Annotated in this window: 18 protein-coding genes and 2 pseudogenes; 2 read left to right on the top strand and 18 right to left on the bottom strand. The window is 41.4% G+C overall.

What is annotated here, in order from left to right; genetic code table 11:
* Nucleotides 1-6: 6 nt before the first annotated feature.
* Complete coding sequence (gltB, locus tag ACOT8F_RS13640) at nucleotides 7-4,599, bottom strand: glutamate synthase large subunit (protein WP_421652486.1); 4,593 nt, start codon at nucleotides 4,597-4,599, stop codon at nucleotides 7-9.
* Between the two features lie 444 nt (nucleotides 4,600-5,043).
* Here gltB and ACOT8F_RS13645 point away from each other — a divergent pair, with 444 nt between their 5' ends.
* Both ACOT8F_RS13645 and ACOT8F_RS13650 read left to right on the top strand, forming a co-directional pair.
* On the top strand, nucleotides 5,044-5,352 hold the full coding sequence (locus ACOT8F_RS13645) for a PepSY domain-containing protein (RefSeq protein WP_421652487.1): 309 nt from the start codon (nucleotides 5,044-5,046) through the stop codon (nucleotides 5,350-5,352).
* A gap of 44 nt (nucleotides 5,353-5,396) precedes the next feature.
* Nucleotides 5,397-5,726, top strand: coding sequence for a PepSY domain-containing protein (locus ACOT8F_RS13650; RefSeq protein ID WP_421652488.1), 330 nt, complete (start codon nucleotides 5,397-5,399; stop codon nucleotides 5,724-5,726).
* Between the two features lie 34 nt (nucleotides 5,727-5,760).
* Here the strand turns inward: ACOT8F_RS13650 and ACOT8F_RS13655 are convergent.
* From ACOT8F_RS13655 to ACOT8F_RS13735, 17 genes and pseudogenes are all read right to left on the bottom strand, one after another.
* Nucleotides 5,761-5,871: pseudogene (locus ACOT8F_RS13655) on the bottom strand (SDR family oxidoreductase); the annotation flags it as partial.
* Nucleotides 5,872-6,356: 485 nt separating this feature from the next.
* Entirely contained in the window at nucleotides 6,357-8,237 is a 1,881-nt protein-coding gene (gene htpG, locus ACOT8F_RS13660; protein ID WP_421652489.1) for a molecular chaperone HtpG, read from the bottom strand.
* Nucleotides 8,238-8,556: 319 nt separating this feature from the next.
* The gene (locus tag ACOT8F_RS13665) at nucleotides 8,557-9,111 is read right to left on the bottom strand and encodes a beta-class carbonic anhydrase (protein ID WP_421652582.1); all 555 of its coding nucleotides are present in this window, start codon (nucleotides 9,109-9,111) and stop codon (nucleotides 8,557-8,559) included.
* A gap of 357 nt (nucleotides 9,112-9,468) precedes the next feature.
* A pseudogene (locus tag ACOT8F_RS13670) lies at nucleotides 9,469-9,715 on the bottom strand (homocysteine S-methyltransferase family protein); the annotation flags it as partial.
* A gap of 8 nt (nucleotides 9,716-9,723) precedes the next feature.
* Complete coding sequence (locus ACOT8F_RS13675; RefSeq protein ID WP_421652490.1) at nucleotides 9,724-10,935, bottom strand: MFS transporter; 1,212 nt, start codon at nucleotides 10,933-10,935, stop codon at nucleotides 9,724-9,726.
* A 66-nt stretch (nucleotides 10,936-11,001) separates the two neighbouring features.
* Nucleotides 11,002-11,280, bottom strand: a complete 279-nt coding sequence (locus tag ACOT8F_RS13680) for an ArsR/SmtB family transcription factor (protein WP_421652491.1) — start codon at nucleotides 11,278-11,280, stop codon at nucleotides 11,002-11,004.
* Between the two features lie 209 nt (nucleotides 11,281-11,489).
* Entirely contained in the window at nucleotides 11,490-11,618 is a 129-nt protein-coding gene (locus ACOT8F_RS13685; RefSeq protein ID WP_421652492.1) for a hypothetical protein, read from the bottom strand.
* Between the two features lie 213 nt (nucleotides 11,619-11,831).
* On the bottom strand, nucleotides 11,832-12,029 hold the full coding sequence (locus ACOT8F_RS13690; RefSeq protein WP_421652493.1) for a hypothetical protein: 198 nt from the start codon (nucleotides 12,027-12,029) through the stop codon (nucleotides 11,832-11,834).
* A 184-nt stretch (nucleotides 12,030-12,213) separates the two neighbouring features.
* A complete protein-coding gene (locus ACOT8F_RS13695; protein WP_421652495.1) occupies nucleotides 12,214-12,861 on the bottom strand; it encodes an HNH endonuclease in 648 nt (215 codons plus the stop codon).
* Nucleotides 12,858-13,877: an AAA family ATPase gene (locus ACOT8F_RS13700; protein WP_421652496.1), complete on the bottom strand. Its 1,020-nt coding sequence runs from the start codon at nucleotides 13,875-13,877 to the stop codon at nucleotides 12,858-12,860. The genes ACOT8F_RS13695 and ACOT8F_RS13700 overlap by 4 nt, the downstream gene beginning before the upstream one ends.
* 206 nt (nucleotides 13,878-14,083) lie before the next feature.
* Nucleotides 14,084-14,275, bottom strand: coding sequence for a hypothetical protein (locus ACOT8F_RS13705; protein ID WP_421652497.1), 192 nt, complete (start codon nucleotides 14,273-14,275; stop codon nucleotides 14,084-14,086).
* Between the two features lie 157 nt (nucleotides 14,276-14,432).
* A complete protein-coding gene (locus ACOT8F_RS13710; RefSeq protein WP_421652498.1) occupies nucleotides 14,433-14,729 on the bottom strand; it encodes a putative quinol monooxygenase in 297 nt (98 codons plus the stop codon).
* A gap of 51 nt (nucleotides 14,730-14,780) precedes the next feature.
* Nucleotides 14,781-15,416 carry a nitroreductase family protein gene (locus ACOT8F_RS13715; RefSeq protein ID WP_421652499.1) on the bottom strand — a complete coding sequence of 212 codons (636 nt, stop codon included), beginning with the start codon at nucleotides 15,414-15,416 and terminating at the stop codon, nucleotides 14,781-14,783.
* A gap of 273 nt (nucleotides 15,417-15,689) precedes the next feature.
* Nucleotides 15,690-18,866, bottom strand: a complete 3,177-nt coding sequence (locus ACOT8F_RS13720; RefSeq protein ID WP_421652500.1) for a DEAD/DEAH box helicase — start codon at nucleotides 18,864-18,866, stop codon at nucleotides 15,690-15,692.
* Nucleotides 18,867-18,977: 111 nt separating this feature from the next.
* Nucleotides 18,978-19,223: a hypothetical protein gene (locus ACOT8F_RS13725; RefSeq protein ID WP_421652501.1), complete on the bottom strand. Its 246-nt coding sequence runs from the start codon at nucleotides 19,221-19,223 to the stop codon at nucleotides 18,978-18,980.
* A 35-nt stretch (nucleotides 19,224-19,258) separates the two neighbouring features.
* Complete coding sequence (locus tag ACOT8F_RS13730; protein WP_421652502.1) at nucleotides 19,259-20,347, bottom strand: ABC transporter permease; 1,089 nt, start codon at nucleotides 20,345-20,347, stop codon at nucleotides 19,259-19,261.
* A complete protein-coding gene (locus ACOT8F_RS13735; protein ID WP_421652503.1) occupies nucleotides 20,344-21,267 on the bottom strand; it encodes an ABC transporter ATP-binding protein in 924 nt (307 codons plus the stop codon). Before ACOT8F_RS13735 ends, ACOT8F_RS13730 begins: the two co-directional genes overlap by 4 nt.
* Nucleotides 21,268-21,286 lie beyond the last annotated feature (19 nt).

A 21,286-nucleotide genomic window follows, 5' to 3' on the forward strand; every position in this document is an offset into this window, starting at 1 on the left:
AATGATTTATTTTACTGCTTCCAGATTCAAATTGCTTTCTTCAAAAGCTTTCATTTCCGCTTCTTCTTTAGAAAGTCCGGTACCTTGCAATCGCTGAATTCTTTCCCGTATCTCTAAAAATTGCTTTGGAATAATGCGGATAATCTGTGAAGCTTGAGTCTGCCAGTCTTCCAAAATTCTTGCCCCTTTTGGACTTCTTGTATATTCCACATGCTTGACGATCATTTCATGGATTTGCTCTATTTCCTGATGATCCTTCAGCTGCTCAATATGAACGAGTTCCTTGTTGCATTTTTTCTTAACATTTTCAAGAGAATCATCCAATACGTAAGCCATGCCGCCTGACATGCCGGCTGCGAAATTTTTGCCGGTTGGGCCAAGTACAAGGACTTTTCCGCCTGTCATATATTCACAGCCATGATCGCCTACTCCTTCAACGACAATATTAGCTCCGCTGTTTCTGACGCAAAACCGCTCGCCAGCCAGTCCATTTATATACGCTTCTCCATCTGATGCTCCGTAAAAAGACACATTTCCGATTATCGTATTTTCTTCAGGAATATAGGTCGAGTCAGGAGAAGGATAAACGATAATTTTGCCACCTGATAGCCCTTTGCCTACATAATCGTTTGCATCTCCTTCCAGTGTCAAGGTGACTCCTTTTGGAATAAAGGCGCCAAAGCTTTGACCAGCCGAACCATTAAATTTCAGACGGATCGTATCTTCCTTCAGTCCTTCTTCGCCGTAGCGTCGCGTAATTTCACTGCCGAGCATCGTGCCGGTCACGCGGTTAATGTTGCGGATTGCTGTGGTCGCTTCGACGGGTTCACCGTTTTCAATGGCTTTTTTACACAACGGGATTAATTCCTGGTAATCCAGCGATTTTTCAAGGCCATGATCCTGTTTTACGATAGCACGGCGGCTGACGTGAGCAGGAACATCCGGCTGATGCAAGAGAGCAGACAGGTCCACATTCTTGCCTTTCCAATGATCAATGGCTTTATTCGGTTCAAGAACATCCGTCCTGCCAACCATTTCATTGATGGAATAAAACCCGAGCTCTGCCATAAGCTCTCTTGCTTCCTGTGCAATAAAGCGCATGAAATTGGCTACATGCTCAGGATCACCATTGAATTTCTTCCGAAGCTCAGGATTTTGGGTAGCAATCCCGACAGGACAAGTATCAAGATGGCATACTCTCATCAATATGCAGCCCAATACGACAAGCGGCGCTGTGGAAAATCCGAATTCCTCAGCCCCTAGAAGTGCTGCTATGACCACATCCCGTCCAGTCATCATTTTCCCGTCTGTCTCAACAACAATCCGGTCTCTAAGCCGGTTCAGGACGAGTGTTTGATGCGTTTCTGCAAGACCTATTTCCCAAGGAAGCCCCGCATGCTTGATGCTCGTTCTTGCCGCTGCACCTGTCCCGCCGTCATATCCACTGATCAGCACAAGATCTGCCCGGCCTTTTGCCACGCCTGCAGCAATTGTTCCAACCCCGACAGCCGAAACGAGTTTAACGCTGACTGTGGCTTTTGGATTAGCGTTTTTCAGGTTGTGAATGAGTTCAGCTAAATCTTCAATCGAATAAATATCATGGTGGGGAGGAGGTGAAATCAATTCCACCCCAGGGGTGGAGCCTCTTACTTCAGCGATCCACGGATAAACCTTTTTACCCGGCAGATGCCCTCCTTCACCCGGTTTTGCACCTTGTGCAATTTTTATTTGAATTTCATCCGCATTTACTAGATAGTGGCTGCTTACTCCAAACCTTCCGGATGCAACCTGCTTAATGGAACTTCTCCGCAAGTCGCCATTTGGGTTCGCCTCGAATCTCTCCGGATTTTCTCCACCTTCGCCTGTGTTGCTCCGGCCGCCGATGCGGTTCATTGCAATGGCCAATGATTCATGGGCTTCCTGGCTGATGGAACCATAAGACATAGCACCTGTTTTAAACCTTTTGCAGATCTCTTCAACCGGCTCAACTTCTTCAATCGGAATCGGCTTTCTCTTTTTAAAAGAGAGCAGTCCTTTTAATGACTGCAGGTTGCTGCTTTCATCTGTCAGCAGCTTCGAATATTCTTTGAACAATGCATAATTATTCGTTCTGCATGCTTGCTGAAGAGTATGAATCGTTTGCGGATTATACTGGTGATCCTCTCCATTTTTCCGGTACTGGAATTCGTCTCCTGACGGAAGATAGCTTCTTCCGCCTCTTTTTTTATGAAAAGCTTCCTTATGGCGCATAAGGGATTCTGTTTGGATGACATCAAGCCCAATTCCGCCAAGACGGGATGCTGTTCTTGTGAAATATTTTGAAATAACATCCTGATGAATTCCTACAGCTTCAAATATTTGTGCACCCCGATAGCTTTGAATAGTTGAAATACCCATTTTGGAGAGGACCTTTACTACCCCGTCTGTAACTGCCTGAATATAATTCTCTTCTGCTTTTTCAAAAGACTCAGCAAGAATATCCTCATTTTCCAGCAGTCCTCCGATGGAATCGAAAGCTAGATAAGGGTTAATTCCCTCTGCACCATATCCAAGCAGTGCGGCAAAATGGTGGACTTCTCTAGGCTCTCCAGACTCCAGCAGAATGCTTACCTTTGTTCTTGAACCCTCCCGGATCAGATGGTGATGAAGCCCCGATACAGCGAGCAGTGCAGGGATGGCCGCTCGTTCTTCACTGACTTCCCTGTCTGAAAGAATAAGAAGCACTGCGCCATCCTGTATCGCCTGATCTGCTTTCGCAAAAAGCTCTTCCAATGATTTCTCAAGCTCATTTGAGTCTTCTTTAGCTGCAAACAGAATAGGCAGAGTAACCGTTTTAAAGCCCTCAAGCTGCTGCTGTCTCAGCTTCTCAAGCTCCCTATTGGCAAGAACCGGTGTTTTCAAATGAATATGCCGGCAGCTCTTCGGACCGGGCTGAACCAGGTTTCCTTCCGCTCCGATTGTCGTGCCTGCTGATATTACAATTTCTTCGCGTATTGCATCTATCGGAGGATTTGTTACTTGTGCAAACAGCTGCTTAAAGTAGTTATATAGAAGCTGCGGTTTTTTAGATAATACTGCTAGAGGCGAATCATAACCCATTGACCCTACTGGATCTTTTCCAGAGGACGCGAGCGGCTTCAGAATTTTGTTCAGTTCTTCTGTTGTATACCCAAAAGCAAGCTGCTGCGTGAGAAGTGATTCTTCATCACTAAACGCCTGCACATAACCAGTTTCAGGGAGCTCGTCCATCTGAACTCTGTTAGCCTTCAGCCATTCACCGTATGGTTTTTCAGAAGACACCTGCTTTTTGATCTCTTCATCTGGAATGATTTCGCCTTTTTCCAGGTCAATCAAAAGCATCTTGCCTGGATGCAGGCGATCCTTGTATTCAATTTCATCCGCAAAAAGATCCAGTGCACCCACTTCAGAGCCAAGAACAATCATTCCGTTTTTCGTAACAGAATACCGTGCCGGCCTCAATCCATTGCGGTCAAGACAAGCTCCAATCTGCTTTCCGTCTGTGAAAACAACGGCTGCCGGACCATCCCAAGGCTCCATAAGACTGCTGTGATATTCATAAAAACTGCGTTTATCTTCCTGCATTTCATTGTCGTTGGCCCATGGTTCAGGAATCATCATCATAGCCGTATGGGCAAGGGACCGCCCGGAAAGGTGAAAGAATTCAAATCCGTTATCAAACATTGACGAATCACTGCCGTTTGTATCAATGACAGGCAAAAGCTTCTGAAGCTCCTCATCGCTGAAGCAGTCAGATGAGCAAAGTGCTTCGCGCGCCCTCATCCAATTGACATTTCCTCTAATCGTATTAAATTCCCCGTTGTGGATCGTCATGCGGTTCGGATGGGAACGCTCCCAGCTTGGAAACGTGTTCGTACTGAAACGGGAATGCACGAGAGCCAAGGCAGATTTGTAGTCAGGATGATTTAAATCAATGTAAAACGAATCGAGCTGTTCTGGAATCAGCATCCCTTTATAAATAATTGTACTTGTCGATAAACTGCTAATATAAAAAGGCTCATGCCCTTCGTTTTCAGGAATCGTTTTTTCAGCTATTTTACGAATAATATAAAGCTTTCTTTCAAATTGCATGCGGTCATTTATATCATCAGAAGGCGCAATAAAGACCTGGCAAATAAATGGCTCCGTCTTCTTGGCAACATGGCCCACAAAGGAGTCATTCACCGGAACAGTACGCCAGCCAAGGCAATCTTGTCCCTCTTCTTCAATAATGGCTTCAAACATTTCCTTGCTTTTATTCCGGATATCGTGATCCTGCGAAAGAAAAACCATCCCGATTCCATAGCCGCCTTCTGGAGGAAGAAAGATATCTTCCCTCTCACATTGCTTTTTGAAATACCTGTGAGGAATCTGCGTTAGTATGCCGGCCCCATCACCTGTACTTGTATCAGCCGACTGCCCTCCGCGATGCTCCAGATTACAAAGTATGTTAATGGCATTTTGGACAATTTCATGAGACTGTGTACCATTAATATTTGCGATCATGCCTATTCCGCAGGCTTCGTGCTCATTCGCCGGATCATACAAGCCCTGGAATTTTGGAAATCCATGTCTTTTCATGCCATCATCACTCCTATATAAAAATTATTAATATGCATTAATTCGCATTTTTATTAATTTTAGAGATTTCGTTTTAGAGAACTCTTTTTATTTTTTCGATAGTATATCATAAAAGCCCCGTTTCCATAAAATTATGATTAGTAAGAATCCGGAAATTACTAATACCCTTTCTTATAAGAAAGTATTCCTGTCATTTTACTGCGTCAATAAAAAAAAGCCTATAAAAGGCTTTATATAGAGCTTTACAGAAAAGAAAGGAGTAAAAAATTCAGTTCAAAATTGGAAATTACGTAAAACGTTTTTTGTTAAAATTTCATTAAAATTTCCATTTTCTATCAAGCAGGTCATTCTCCAAAAGGGAGAGATGAATCAGCTTCTTCAAGACTCTAACGAATATTATCCTTCCATCTGTAAAAGCTATGGAAAAAGAAAGGAGAGGGTTAGATGCATTTTTCCGGAAAATTGACAGCCGCTGCTTTAGCATCCCTATTTTGCACATTACCGTTCACAGCAAGCACTGCCGCCATATACCCTGCCCCTCTGGTAAACAGTCAAAGCAGCGCTATATCCATGGATCAGGCGAAGAAAATCGCTTTAAAGGAAACCCCTGGAAAGATCATTAAAATCGCTTTAAAAACGGACGAAGATGGCCGCCTTGTTTACAAAGTCATTGTGCTTTCAAATGGTGCTGAACATAAAATCAAAATTGATGCTAGAACAGGCCAAGTTTTGAAAGTGAAAAACAAAGATTAGACAGCTATTTTTCTTTCCAAATCAAAAGGAGAGGAAGGATTAAGATGAATCTTTTTAAAAAAACAGCCGCTATGATGATTTTTGCATCCCTTATATTGTTCTATCCGTACGTAGCAGATGCAGCCTCCTCTAACAAAATTACACAAGAGCAAAAGAACGAAACGAACATCACAATGGAAGAGGCTCAGGCCATCGCACTAAAAGAAGTCCCCGGCAAAGTAACAAAAGTAGTGTTAAAAATAAAGGACAACAAACCAGCTGTTTACAAATTTGTCATTATAGCCAAAGGAAAAAAACACAAAGTCAAAATTGATGCTAAAACTGGTGCGGTGCTAAAGGTGAAAAAGAAAAATTCTGCGGAGATAAAAAAATGAGGCGAACCATTTTGGTTTGCCTCATTTTACTCTATTATTGAGCTGTATAGCCGCCATCCATCACAACAGCCTGTCCTGTTATACTTTTGGCTTTATCGCTCGCAAAGAACATAGCGTAGTCTGCAATCTCGAGTACATCCAACATAATAAAGCCAATGAACAAAGCACTGGCTTTTTTGAAAGTGCAGTTTATAATGCTTCAATTAAAATGTTACCTCCTTTTATACCGATTAGTAAAATGCATAAAAAGTATCACGGCTATTCTTTTTGGTTATGGGTGGGGTCTGTCCCCACTATAGTGGCAGGCCCTGTCCTTCAGTACGTTAAACTGACAAGGGACAGAGGGCAGGTTCATTCAACCCTTTATTCTAAGCAAGTGTACGATTTGGGGACAGAGCTTTCATCCTTTAATTGATTGGGGGTCAGGTGTTGTACATTGAAGCCCTGTCCCTTATTCCTTTACCGTAAAAGAGGACAGAGGCTAAACCATTTAAACCCTTATCTTGCAAGGATTCAGAGCTTTGGGGACAGTCCTTTAGTGAATTAGCGAATGAAGGGCCAGGCCACTGGTTTTGGAAGGGACAGAGCCACAAAAAAACCTGACTCAACAGAGCCAGGTTCCCCATAAAATCAAACCATTATCTTGCAAATATCATTTGTAAATTCAACCGGATCACTGATTGGAAGTCCTTCAATAAGAAGCGCCTGGTTGTAAAGAAGATTTGTATACAAACCTAATTTTTCTTTGTCTTTTTCATAGGCATCTTTCAATGACTGGAACACTTCATGGTCTGTGTTGATCTCCAATACTTTTTCGGCCTGAACGTTTTGGTTATTCGGCATGGCATTCAGAATTTTTTCCATTTCAATGGATACTTCGCCATCAGTAGAGAAACAGACAGGATGTGATTTCAAACGTTTGGAGATTCTGACATCCTTTACTTTTCCTGAAAGCAATTCTCTCATAGATTGGAACAGTTCTTTGTTTTCGTTCGCTTTCGTATCCTGATCTGCTTCAGTTTCTTTTCGTTCAATTCCTAAATCACTGCTGGACACGGATCTGAATTCTTTTTCCTTGTAGGTCATAAGCATTCTGATCGCAAATTCGTCCACTTCATCAGTGAAGTAAAGAATTTCATAGCCTTCTTCTGCCACTGCTTCTGTCTGAGGAAGCTTTTCGATACGTTCATTGCTTTCTCCTGAAGCATAGTAAATATATTTTTGCTCCTCAGGCATTCTGGACACATATTCATCAAGCGTTACGAGCTTTTTCTCTTTGGATGAGCAGAACATCAACAGGTTTTGAAGATCTTCTTTGTTGGTGCCGAAATCACTGTAAACTCCGTATTTTAGCTGTCTTCCAAAAGCTTCGTAGAATTTTTCGTATTTCTCGCGGTCCTCTTTTAGCAGGCTTTCGAGTTCTCTTTTAATTTTATTTTTTATGTTTTTTGCAATAAACTTCAATTGCTTGTCCTGCTGGAGGATCTCCCTTGAAATGTTTAAGGATAGATCTTCCGAATCAACCATCCCTTTGACAAAACTGAAGTAATCAGGAAGCAGGTCCGCACATTTCTCCATAATCAGTACGCCGCTTGAATAAAGCTCAAGACCTTTTTCAAATTCCTTTGAGTAATAATCATAGGGCATTTGTTCAGGAATAAAGAGGATTGCATTGTAGCGGACAGCACCGTCGACACTTACATGAATATGCTTCAGCGGTTTGTCAAAACCGTAACGCTTTTCAGCGTAAAAGTTCTCATAGTCTTCTGGCGTAAGCTCGCTTTTGTTCTTTCTCCAGATTGGAACCATGCTGTTAATAATTTGCTCTTCTTTTACTTCCTCAAATTCATTTTCGCTGCCTTCTTTAGGCTTGCTTTCGGTTACGTCCATTTTGATCGGGTAGCGGATGAAATCAGAATATTTTTTGATAATGGCTTTTAAACGGTATTCATCAAGGTACTCGTCGTAATTTTCGTCTTCTGTGTTTTCTTTTATTTTCAGAAGAATCTCTGTACCGACATCCTTTTTGTCATAAGGCTCGATCGTGTAGCCATCTGCATTTTCAGATTCCCACTTGTATCCTTCATCACTTCCGAGTGCTCGTGAAATAACAGTAACAGCATCCGCTGCCATAAACGCAGAATAAAATCCAACTCCGAACTGGCCAATGATGTCATGGCCATCCTTCAGTTCGTTCTCATTTTTAAATGCAAGCGAGCCGCTTTTCGCAATGGTTCCGAGGTTATTTTCAAGCTCTTCTTTTGTCATCCCAATACCTGTATCGGTAATTGTCAGCGTTCTGTTTTCCTTATCAGGTGTTACTTTTATGTAGAAGCTGTCTTTTTGAAAGGTTAAGGTATCATCAATTAATGCTTTGTAGTAAATTTTATCAATGGCATCACTGGCATTGGAAATTAGCTCTCTTAAGAAAATTTCCTTTTGGGAGTAGATAGAGTTGATCATCATCTCCAAAAGCCTTTTGGATTCCGCTTTAAACTGCTTTTTTTCCATGAACGTTTTCCTCTCCTTTTAAAGCATTTGAAGGTAAGTTAGCACTCAGGTATGATAGAGTGCTAGCCACTAATTAAATAACACATACTGGGATTTGTGTCAATACAAAAAGAGAAGGGCAGCAATGTGCCTCCCTTCTCATTTTTAATTTTATCAGAATTTATATCATTTCTTAACTCAGTGTGTGAACTGAATCTAGCTCCAGCGCTTAGCCCGATCTTAGGTCACTTCAGAAAATCCCACAAAGTCAAAACCGGACTTTGCAGGTTTTTCTGTAAGTAGCTGTCGGGGCTGTTCAAGGCGCTTGCGCTTTTTTATATTATTTATCGTAGCCTTCGTCTACAAGCTCAAGTCTTCCAGTTTCCGGATCAATGACAAGTCCATGAACAGGGACATTCGGAACAAGCGGATGATTTCGAATTAAGCTGACGCTTCCTTTAATAGCTTCTGTAACATCATCAAAGCCTTTTAGCCAATTTTCAATATACAGGCCGGAATGTTCCAGCACCTGAATTGTTCCATCATCAATGCCGCGTTCTTTAAACTTTTCCTTCATTTTTGCGGGATTGATGTTGCTCATGCCGCAGTCATAATGCCCGATTACAAAAACTTCGTCTGCACCAAGCTCATAAATGGCAACTAATATACTGCGCATGATGCCGCCAAATGCTGTTGAAACAACACCGCCGGCAGACTTAATGATTTTCACATCACCATTTTTTATATTCATGCTGGCCGGAAGCAGCTCCAAAAGCCGTGTATCCATACAAGTAAGGATCACGAATTTTTTGTTAGGGAATTTCGACGTTATGTAAGGCTCATATTTCTTTTGTTCTACAAATGTTTGATTAAAGCTGAGGACTTCGTCTAACAATCTCTCCAATATTTTCCACTCCTTTAAGTAAAACTAAATTCCGCATATATATCTTATCATATCAGTTTTTTGAATTCTTATTAGGGGCCTTTGCAGAGAAAAATAAGGAACATTATAAAGATTAGCTTCATGGCATCTTTTCTTAAAATTTGCAGATGTATTCCCGCTGCATTCACTTAAATAGATGAAAAACTAAAGGGTGAGTTCTTAGGCTCACCCTTTAGTCATTAATATTTTAAGCGTTCTTTCGAATGCCATTCCATTTTTTTATTATTGATTTCTTATCATTTTGTTACCTGTTCTCCACTTTTTTGCTATTTTTTCAATTTGTTCCGGAATTATTTGGCAGATTATCCTAATAATGGATGATATTCTTGTCCTATGAAATTCAGCTAATGTTTCACGTGTAACGTTGTAACGGCCTGTGTATTCCTAGCCATCTGCAAGGAAAGCTCCATACGGTCCGACTGGTGCTGCAATCAGCGGTTTTGGCCGGATTGCTTTCATCTCTTCTTGCAAACCCTTCAATTGTTGCCTGATGGCTTGCCGTTATCGCGCAGTCTGCACTAGCACAAAAATAATTAGAATGAACCTGATAAATGATTATCTTTTTTAATGGGATTTATTCATGACCGGCTGATTTTTTGGCAAAGTTCCGCTGACACTGGCATTGGCATTGCCTGATAAGTGTCTGGAAAGGAGCAGAACTGCGAGAATGGCAAAAGCAACAGCTGCTGCGCCGAACCATGTCACAGAAGCGAGTGACATCTTTCCGGCAATCATGCCTCCAATTCCCGCTCCAGCTGCCATAGAAAGCTGCATAGTGGACTGGTTGAGGCTGAGCATGACACTAGATGAATCCGGAACAAGGGAAACTAGATTAAATTGCTGTGTAGGTCCTGATGACCATGCAGAAAAAGACCATAAAATCAAAAAGGCAAATACAGCAAGAGCTGAGTGACTTGCCAGTGAAAGCAGGATAAGAGAAACAATGTGCAGGAGCATGCCGCTGATCAGCGTGAATGGCACTCCCTTTTTATCCGCACTGTAGCCGCCGATTTTAGAACCGATCAGACTTGCGACCCCAAAGGCAAGCAGGGCGCTGCTGATCAATCCCCCGCTCATTCCTTTCACTTCAAGAAGATATGGCGAAATGTAAGTATAGGCAAGTGAGTAGCCCCCAAGCCAAAGGAAGGTGATGGAAAGACCCAAGGCTACCCTTGGTGTTTTAAGAAGGCCCAGCTGCTTCACTAACGGAACAGGCGCGTCACCTTTCACGCGGGGTACGGTAAATGCCGTAACAAATATGCCGATGATCCCAATCAGAACAATCCCAAGGAAGACAATTTTCCAGTCAAAAGCAGAAGAAACCATTCTTCCAAGCGGAACACCGATGATCAGCGATGCAGTAAAGCCCATGATAACTGTTGCGATGGAGCTTGCCTGTTTTCCTGGAGGAGCAATTTTTGCTGCCATGCTAAGGGCTGTAACGACAACTGTTCCGGCTCCTAAAGCCATGATAATGCGGGAAACAACAAACCATTCGAATCCTGGGAGAAGATATATCAGCAGGTTTGCCGCTGTAAATACTGTGAGACCATATAAAAGGAGCTTTCGCCTGTCCCATTTAGCTGTTAGCGCCATGATAATCGGTGTACCGATTGCGTAGGCCAATGAATAAACCGTGATAAGCTGACCCGCTGCAAAAACAGTAATACCCATGCTGCTTGCGATCTGATCCAAAATCCCTGTGATGATGTTCTGCGAGGATCCAACTAAAAAACTGATGAGTGCTAATACGTATATCTTCCATGCAGCTTCCATTTAAGCATGACGCCTCTTTTCTATTATTTTTATATTTCTGCAAATATCAAAATTAAAATGAAAAAATTATTTGAGCAGATAAGGAGCAAATTTCGCTGCTACCTCATGATCCAGACTGTAATAGATAAAGGTTCCCTCCTTGCGGGATGTCAAAAGGCCAGAGTCAGCCATTTGTTTAAGATGATGGGAAAGTGTTGAAGTCGCTACGCTATCCAATTTTTTGCCAAGAGCTGAACAGCATTGCCCGCTTTCTTCTTTAAGGAGCACAGCAATTCGAAGGCGCGTAGGCTCCCCAAGCGCTTTATATATTTTGACAGCCTGCTGCATTTCTCGATTTTCATCCATAATCCTCAGATCCCTTCCAAACAGCACTTATATTTCGATATCTATCGAAATATAAATTAACATATATTTTTGCAGATGTAAACAGATTAAGTAAGACTTTAAGTTTGAATAACATCGAGCAGTTTAAACAAAAAATCCGATCACCATGAATCAGTGATCGGATTTTCTTTTTTTTTATGATTCCAGAAAAAATAACGTTCCATACCGTTTCAATTCTTAATTGATGGTGGGTGATGCCCACTCTTTGCATGGGCTGGATGATGAAATCGGGCAGTTGCCATAAAAATACCGCTCGCTATGGCTTGAGCGTTTGATGATTTAAATTCCTTTATCGCCATTCCTTCTTCAATGATTGGTATCAGTTGACCAATTAATTAAACACAATGTGGGCGCTAATCACTTTTACAGATTCTTCAGCGAGTGTTGTATACATGGCAAATATTCAGGATCTTCTTTAACCAAGGAATGTTTTATATGAATCAATGTCTTGATCCATAAAAGCAATCGTTCTAAAGCAGAACAGTCTGTTTTGAAAACAGCTTCTAAAGGCTTTATAATACTGTGCAGCCATCTTTCAGCAACAGCTTCACAAAGATGCTTTGCTTTGGAAGTTCCGATAGATGGTTCCATGAACTAGCATTTAGTGCCCTTGCTACATTAACTACACTTGTTTTCTCTGGTCCAAATCGGCGATGCACCTGTTCCGCCGTAACCAGGATGGTTTCTTTCGTTAAGGATTGATCAGCCATTTCTATTACTCAACACCAAGTGAACCCATTTGCTCAGCAGCTTAGCGAGTTCCAGCGACCGCTTCTGCGGGAACGGCTCCTTCAATTTTTTCTAAATCCGATACAGTGAGATTTAGCTTAAGTGCGCCAAACGCATCTTGAAGCTGGGAGCGTTTACGGGGAAAAAAGTCTTTATAAATATACTTTAAATGAGTTTATACTTTTCTAAAATTTGTTTCGACATTGAAGAAAATTCACTGGCCGGTTCTTTTAAAGCTAATATATCCTGCTTAATTTCTTTTTTTACCACTTCATTCTGTGTTTTTTCATAAAGCTGGACAAGAGGTGATAGTGTCTGCTCGATAAATTCACTTCTTTTTTCAATTAATTCCATCCGATCAAGCTTTAGTCGTTTTAAGGAAATAAGAGCTCGATCATTTTTAGGATTGGCAAAAGGAATGGGGCCCAGAAAGAAAATTTCCTGTTCTGGAAAGTCTTTATAGGGATTTAGAAGAGGAAGATTTTTATCATCATAATCTGCTTTACTCTGATTACACTTTCTGCAGGAAATAGTGAAATTATCCCACGCGAAGGTTAACTCAGGATTTTTGCTTTTTGGCAAAATGTGCTCAATATCTCCATAATCGATATGAGTTATTCTGCTTTCACAGTATGCACATTTTCCATGTGTCTCTGATAGTAAAGCCTTTTTGATGTCTGGATGGCGGTAATTTTTAGAAAGACTTGGTGGAATTTTCTGTTTTTCTTTTACATAAGACAATAAAAGGTTGGTCCACGCCTCTTCCTTCTCCTTGAGAATATTAGGTTTTTCCTTCTTATGAAGTGAAATCAACTTTGCTCACCGCCATAAAGATGGTTAACAATTTGCGGAAAAATAGAAATCAAACCGGATTTTTGCAGATCTTCTTTTAAGGCTTTGTAAACGTTATTGTTAAGCTCTTTACCGCGGTACCGGTTTGTAATTTGAGTTAATTCTTCTTCGACCCAAATAGGATAAGTGGCAGTAACACCTAAGACATCTCTTAAGATAGCAGTAACTGATATATTTTCTTGAACAAAATCAATTTTTCTACTGGTTACTCGTAATTTTTCATCATAAGTGAGAGCAAAAATAGCTGTGTCTTTTACCGAATGAACAATGAGGGGACTATGGGTCGAAACAATGAATTGAAATTGAGGAAACGTTTTCACCAATTTTTGCAAAATATTTCTTTGTAAGGAAGCATGTAAATGAGCCTCTAGTTCATCAATTAAAAATAAAAAGGGACCTTCTCTCCCATATTGCATGTGAAAAATATGCCAGCTCAGACAAATAAGATAATTAATGCCAGATGATAATGAGTTTATGTCTATTAAGCCGCTCTTGGTTATTAATACTATGGAATCCTCTTCTATTTTCATTGAAGAAAATCCAAACCATTTAGGAAAAAGCTCTCCTAAAACAATATTAAATGCTTCAAGCAAGTCTGGATCAGTTTTTAATAGATCTAATTCCTTATCTAGATGAGACAATTGACATTCTCTAGAAGGAATATACCTTCCCTGCAAAAGCTGATGCATTGTGGGTACATGTATGTTAACTGAAGGATAAGGGCATAAAGAGTGGTTGGATGAAGAAATTAATATTTTACTATTTCCAACTAAAGTAATGTTTCCTATAGTCTCTTTATTTTCGAAAGAGTCTTTTTTTATATCCTGACATTGAATAAACAGCTGTTTTATAATTTGAAGGATCGTCGTTTTTCCAGAACCATTTTCCCCAACAATGACCGTCATTCTAGGATGGAATTGAAATTCTATAGACTGAAACTGGTTCCAATTTTGAATGGCCATAGCTTCAACAATCATTCTCTCACCTTTTTCCAGAAATCAATTAATACATTAATTTATGAGAGAAGGGACAAGAATGTTAATGCCGCTCTGATAAATGGTTAATATATGTATACAAGGTAAGTTTGGTTCGTATTAAAACTAGCCGTATTATTGACAAATTTCATCTGTCTTTTATACGAATAACCGATTTCAGCCCTTATTAATGCATAAAAAAAGATGACCTACCCTTTAGGCGAGTCAAGTGCTTGATAGGCTGACTGATATTTTCCGCCTTCAGCCACTTCTGAATGATACAAAGCTTTGAGAGCAAAGTTTTTCTCAAGGTCGTGTTCTTCCATCAGCTCTTTTACGCGGATTTGCAGCTCTTTATTGTCTTTCACAAGCTGTTTCATTTGTGATTTTAAAAACTTCATTAGTTGGTAAACTCCTTTAAAATTCGAATCTTTTCGTTAAGTATAGCATTACTCTTGCTCAAATTAATAATCCCCTCAACATGCAAGAAAGTTTAGTAAAAAAGAGCCTAAATAAAAAAGCAAGAACCCTTATTTGGGTCTCTTGCTTTAAGAATACTTATCTTTCTAATGGTTGCCCATCATATGCTTTTACGTCTAAAGGTGACGTTAGGAAATCTTTTGCTCTGCTGACGAATGAAGTGAAATGCGCAGTTTCATTATGGCTTGCTACTGCTTGTGCATCTTTCCAAACCTCAACCATTGTAAACACATTTTCTTTTTCTGTATCTTTATGAAGATCGTAAGAGATATTTCCGCTTTCTTCACGTGATGCTGCGATCAGCGGTTTAATTTCATTGAGAAAATCCTCTTGTTTTGCTGGGTTAACTTGTAATCCGGCATGAATAATAATCATTTTACCTCATCCTCTCAGGTTGTTTTGGATTGAACGAAATAGGTTACATCCTTACTTCCATTGTGCAACTTTTTCAATTGGAAGGCGAACAGAATGATGACCTTCATCTGCTGCTTTTCCGATTGAAAGAAGCATAACTGGCATGTAACGATCTTTTTCTAAACCGAAAGCTTCTGCAATTTTATCTTTCTCATAACCGCCGATTGGATTTGAATCATATCCATAAGCCCTGGCTGCAAGCATGATCTGCATAGCAACAAGACCGCCGTCAACAAGAACAACATCCTCCATATCTTCACGGGAGATTGCTTCGAAATAGGTTGAAAAGGATGAGAAAATATTGTCTTTTACATCTTGAGGCATATGACCTTGTTCGACTGCCATTCCATAGATTTCATCAAATTTTTCAAAATTGTTTAAATCGCCAAATATCGCAATAACGGCAGAGGATGTTTTGACTTGGTTTTGGTTAAAACGAGCAAGCGGTAAAAGAGTTGTTTTTGCTTCAGGACTCTCAATCACAAGAAAGCGCCAAGGCTGCATATTAACAGAAGATGGAGCAGTTGTCGCAACGGAAAGGATTTCAGTCATTTCTTCCTTGCTGATTTTTACTGATGGATTATAATTTTTAATGGAACGGCGTCCTTTAATAATTTGGTTAAAGTCGTTTGTTTTTTGTGTAATCATCGTTGAAAATCTCCTCTTTTAGCTCTAGGTAGTTTTATAAAAAATGATTCGTTGAGGAATCCATTTCGGCATGCCTGTCTTATTTTAAATACGCTCAGCTTATTTATACGTCAACATTTTATACGAGTTTGTTATAAAAAGTATAAAATGAGTGAATGCTTATAAGCCTACTCCTTTTTGTTGGGTTTGTAAACTGATATGGCTTATGGGAAATAATGGACCTACCGCAAAATAAGACCCCGGGTTGCGGGGTCTTTTGTTATATGATTTTCTCTAAATTCTCAATAGATCCTTTATATCCTCTTCTGTAAGGGAAAAATCAGTTTTTTCGTTATAATCGATCACTTCTTTAATGAGCAGCCTCTTTTTCTCCTGCAGCTCATTCATTTTTTCTTCAATCGTGCCGCGTGTGACAAGCTTGATTACGTTTACCGCATTTTTTTGGCCCATTCGATGCGCACGGTCGGCTGCCTGGTCCTCTACGGCGGGATTCCACCATGTATCGTAATGAATAACTGTATCCGCACCAGTGAGGTTAAGACCCGTACCGCCTGCTTTTAATGAAATAAGAAAAAGATTCCGTTCGCCTGCATTAAACCGGCTGCACAGTTCTACCCGTTCCTCCAAATGTGTCTGACCAGCCAGATAGAAGTAAGGCAGACTTTGGACCGCTAATTCTCTTCCGATCAGCTCAAGCATTTTCGTGAACTGAGAGAAAATCAAAACCCTTCTCCCAGAAAGCTTTGCTTCTTCTAAAATGAGCATCAGCTGGTCAAATTTTGCTGATCTCCCGCTGTAGCCATCTACAAAAAGCGCAGGATGACAGCAGATCTGCCGCAATCTAGTCAAGCCTGCCAGAATCTTAATCCTATTTTTTTGAAGGGTATCCTTATCTAAATGCTTTAATGTATCATGTCTTAGCTTGGCTAAATAAGCTGTGTACAGCTTCTTTTGCTCAGGCAATAATTCCACGATTTCCATGCTCTCAATTTTTTCAGGAAGCTCTGAAAGCACGTCCTCCTTCATTCTTCGGAGCATAAAGGGACGGATTCTCCGCGCAATCTGCTTTCTTGAAAGACTGCTGAATTCCTTTAATCCCAAGAATAGTTCGGGAAAAACAACATGATAAATGGACCACAGCTCCTCTCGGGCATTCTCTACAGGCGTCCCTGTCAGAGCAAACCGGTGATCCGCCATCATTTTTTTTACTGCTCTCGCTGTCTGTGTGAGAGGATTTTTAAAGGCTTGAGCTTCATCAAAAAAGACTGTGTGAAAGAATTGTTTCTCATATTCCTGTATATCCTTCCGCACAAGCGGATAGGAGGTTATGATGACATCCATACTTCCCGAGTCTTCGAAGCTTTCGGTCCGCTCCTTTTTACTGCCGTCAATAATTAAAGCTTTTACCTCCGGAGTGAATTTTTGAATTTCATTTTTCCAGTTATATAACAAAGAGGATGGACAAACAATCAGAACAGGCTTCTTTGAAGCACGGATCACTGGAAGCTCAGACAAAATGTAGGCAATGCTCTGTACCGTTTTTCCAAGACCCATATCATCTGCTAAAATCCCTCCAAATCCATTTTCAGCAAGTGATTTCATCCATTTGTAGCCATTTTTTTGATATTCCCTTAGAACTGGTTCAAGCTTTTTAGGAACAGGGAAAGCTAGCTCATTTGGATGAAGGAAGCTGTTCAGGAGCTGATGAAACGATTCCTCCAGCATGATGGAATCAGTTTCCGCTGAATCAAGGAGCTGAAGCCCTTGTATATACGGCATCTCAAGCTCCTTTAACAAATCCTCTTCCTGAACAGGAGCCGCCGCTAGAAACCGCTGAATTTCTTTATACTCACGCGTTTCAAGTGACAGCAGCGCACCGCTTCGAAGCCGGTAATATTTCCGTTTTTCCTGTAATGCCTGAAGCACTTCCCGGATCTCTTTTTCTGGGATATCCAAATCAAATTTAAATTCAAGCCAGTTTGTCCGTTCTCTTTTTACCAGCACCCTGATTTTTGGAGCATGATGCTCTTTAAAAATTCTTGTTCTAATCGCGGTTGTTGCATGCACTTGAGCGAACCTTTCAAGCACAGGCAAAACATGATACAAAAATTCGTACTCGAGCAGTTCATTCTGAAGAAAATAGCCGCTGTCCGTTTTGGCAAACGAGCTTTCCTCCATCAGCTTTAAGATGATCTCCTCTTTCTCCGTATCACGGATCAGCATGGTTAAGGATTGAACCTCCCGTTCATCCAGCGGGTTGAAAACGATATTGCCGTAGTGAAACTCAAGACCTGCAAGCATCCGGTTTTTTATTCGATCCAAATAAAGCTTTGCCATAAACTTAGCATCAGCCTTTTGTCTCGAAATTGCTTCAGAAATCGTTACCTCTCCGAGCCTTCTTAAGCCTGGGACCACTTTATCCAGATAAACGTTCATCTGATCTGGCGGGATGGAGATCACGTCCCTGCCAGACGCCTTGTTGACCCTGCATAATTCAGCTAAGCGCGCATAATCTTCTCCGTTCAATTGAAACAGCTTTCCTTCAAACAAAGCTGAATGATAGGGCTGCAAAAGCGTGAGGCTCCTTAATCCATCGGTTTTCAGCTGAAACCCCTTCCCTTCTTCAAAAAAATCAAACCGTAAAGGGAGGCGTTTATCTGATACATGGAAATCCTTATAGTTCTTTCCTTTCACCTTCAATTCCACTAAGTGCGCTGCCGCAAGCAGAGTGAGAAGACTGTCCCATTCAAATGGGGATAAAATGAGTGCAGCCCCGTCATGCTGGTCCAGCTTTTCATTCTCCATAATATGAACAAGCTGGCGGATGACAGCATCCGTTTCTTTTGGAAAGCAATGAAGGCGAGGGTCATAAGTAAAGGAAGAGGAAAGCGGGATAGCATGTCCGCCTTTGACTTGCTCAAGAAATGCACGGATATTCTGAATTTCTATGGAATGCATCTTTATTTTTATTTGAAAAAGAAAGGCATCCTTTTCAGCAAGAGCAGGCTGTAAATGAAAAGACGCATTCAGTACTTTTCGCTGTTCAAAGTAATTTAGCTCTGCCGCTTGCTGAATCGGACGGCTATGAAAAACCCTCAAAAGCCCTTCTGCAAGCCCGTCATAAGGAGCAGAGGGAATTTCGTATTGAAGCTCAGGAATCGTTTTGGAAGATTGGTAATCTTTTAACGCTAGTAAAACTGCCGCGATATGCTGGCAGTCCCGATTAAAGGAAACAAGCTTAGGACAGCTGCATTCAGCTTGAAAACCGCCCTCTGGAATGGCGTTTATCGAAACAGAGAATTCTTCCGTGCTCTGCACCATAGCTCTGCATCCATCATCACGGTACTCCTCAAATTTCACTTTATTTGAACGGCGGATGGCATCTCCTCTTTTATAAGAGACACTCCCGCACCTGTCTTCAATGATTTTTTTGCTTAATTCGATATTCAACACTCTGGCTCCTTTAAGATTTGCCGCTTTAATTGAGTTGATTATACACATAATGCACTGGGCTCTCAAGATAACACCATCGACCTTCCATTAAAAAAGACAGAATCCAAATTAGAATTCTGTCTTTTTGTTCATGATCATACCGTTCAATCTGTCATTGCGCTCCTGCTGCTCCTCTTGAGAGGTTAAATCATATTTTTTCAGCAGGTGGAATACCTCGTTTAGCGTCTCTTGGTGAAGCTCCCTGTTCAGCAAACTCTCTACATCAACAGCAAGCTTTTGAGGCAGGTATTCCTGCTGGCTGCTGAATTTCTGAAGAACGTCTTCCCGCGAATGATCGATTTTGCAGCTGCTCATACTGTTCACCTCTTTTCTTCTACATTTTCGCTTATCTATTCCCATTTAAACGTGAAGCTTGCGACAATAAAAGCTCCTACGGCCCAGCACCCGAGTATTAGGAATTCCGATCCCAGCGTCAAGAAGGAAGCACCGACGTTCATTACCTCTCTCAATGCATGACTGAGATGGGAGATGGGGAGAACGTATACGATCGGCTGCAGAAAATCCGGCATATTTTGAATCGGAAAGAAAACACCGCCGAGAAACAGCATAGGGAATGATAGAAAACCAGCAATCGGCGCCGCGCTTTCCGGTGTTTTCGCAATACCTGCTATAATAAACCCAATAGCCATAAAAGCAAGTGTACCGAGAATAACGAAGCTGATCAGCTCAAGCCACGATCCGCGCACACCTACACCAAAGAACAATTGCGCGATAATCAGCACAAGCAGGGCTTGCAGGCCATTCAGCAGGAGGCGGGCCGTAATTTGTGCTGCAATAAACGTTGATGCCTTCAAGGTTGTTCCTTGCATTCTTCTTAAAATCCCGCGTTCTCTCCAGGCTGCAATCTGTCCAGCCACTCCGTTCATGTTATTGTTCATAATCATCATGGCAACAATTCCAGGGACAAGGAAATCGATGTATTTCAGGTTCAGCGTTTCAACTCCCTTTGGCTCTGTTACAATAGTTGGCTTGTATGCAGCCTGCTGCTTGCTGATCTGATCAACAGATCCGTTTATTAGCTGCAAACCAACCTGTGAAACTGTTGCATTTGTCTCATCATAATAAACAGGCAGTTTGAAAGGAGCACCGTCTCCATGATTTTCACCGTATCCCTTAGGAATAACCAACGCCATTTGCAGGCTCCCGTTTTTGACGGCTTTTAATGCAGCATCTTCCTTGCTTGCATTCTCTACTTTTATTGCCTTGTTCCTTTTCAAAGCTTCCATAAACGCATTGGATCCGCTCGATTGATCCTTGTCCACTACTCCAACCGTAACCGACATACTGCTGCCATTTCCCAAAAAGGAACCAAGCATGACCATGAGAAAGATTGGAAACGCTAATGTCCAAAACAAGACCTGTCTGTTGCGGAGAAAAATCCGCAGCTGGGTTAACGTTAACTGCCAATATGCCTTCATGCTTCCCTCAAACTCCTTCCGGTCATATGGATAAAAACATCCTCAAGTGTTGCGGTACGAACCTGCAAATCGGCTACTTTAACCCCGCGGTCTGCCGCTGTTTGGATAAGACTCGTTAAAGTGGCCTGCAGGTCATCTGTATAAAGGATGGCCGCATCCTTCTGTCCGCCTACCTGTTTCACCCCATCCAGAAGTGAAAGATCGATTTTTGCTGTTTCTTCTTCAAAACGGAACTCCACCGCATTTTCCGAATGCAGGCTTCGGACTAGCTCTGCAGGGGTATCGAGCGCAATGAGATTCCCCTGGTCCATAATGGCAATCCGGTCACAAAGTACATGGGCTTCATCCATATAATGTGTCGTAAGCACAACGGTTTTCCCTTTTTCCTTTAAATTGAAAATAATATCCCAAAGCGTTCTTCTTGCCTGCGGATCAAGTCCTGTCGTCGGTTCATCAAGAAAAATAATCCATGGATCATGCACAAGAGCAAGGGCAATCGCAAGCCTTTGCTTCTGTCCCCCGGACAGGCTTTTAATCCTGCTATTCGTTTTGTCGGTTAAAATCATATCTTCAATAAGCGGATGAATAGGTATGTTCTTTTTATAGAAACTAGCATAAAGGTGGAGGATTTCTTCTACCGTTAACAGCTCAAACAGTGTTGTAGACTGAAGCTGCACCCCGATTACTTCCTTCACCTTTTTCAAATCCCGAACAACATCAAATCCGCCAATATCCGCAGACCCGCCGTCCGGCTTCCTGAGACCGACGAGCATTTCAAGGGTGGTGGTTTTGCCGGCTCCGTTTGGACCAAGAACTCCGAATACTTCTCCTTTTTGGACCTGAAAGCTCACACCGTTTACGGCTGTAAAGTTCCCGTATTTTTTGACAAGGCCGTTTACATTTATGATGGATTCAGTCATTTTTTCACACTCCAAAATG

Source organism: Chryseobacillus diguaensis (assembly GCF_049220665.1).
Classification (GTDB): Bacteria; Bacillota; Bacilli; order Bacillales; family Bacillaceae; genus Metabacillus_B.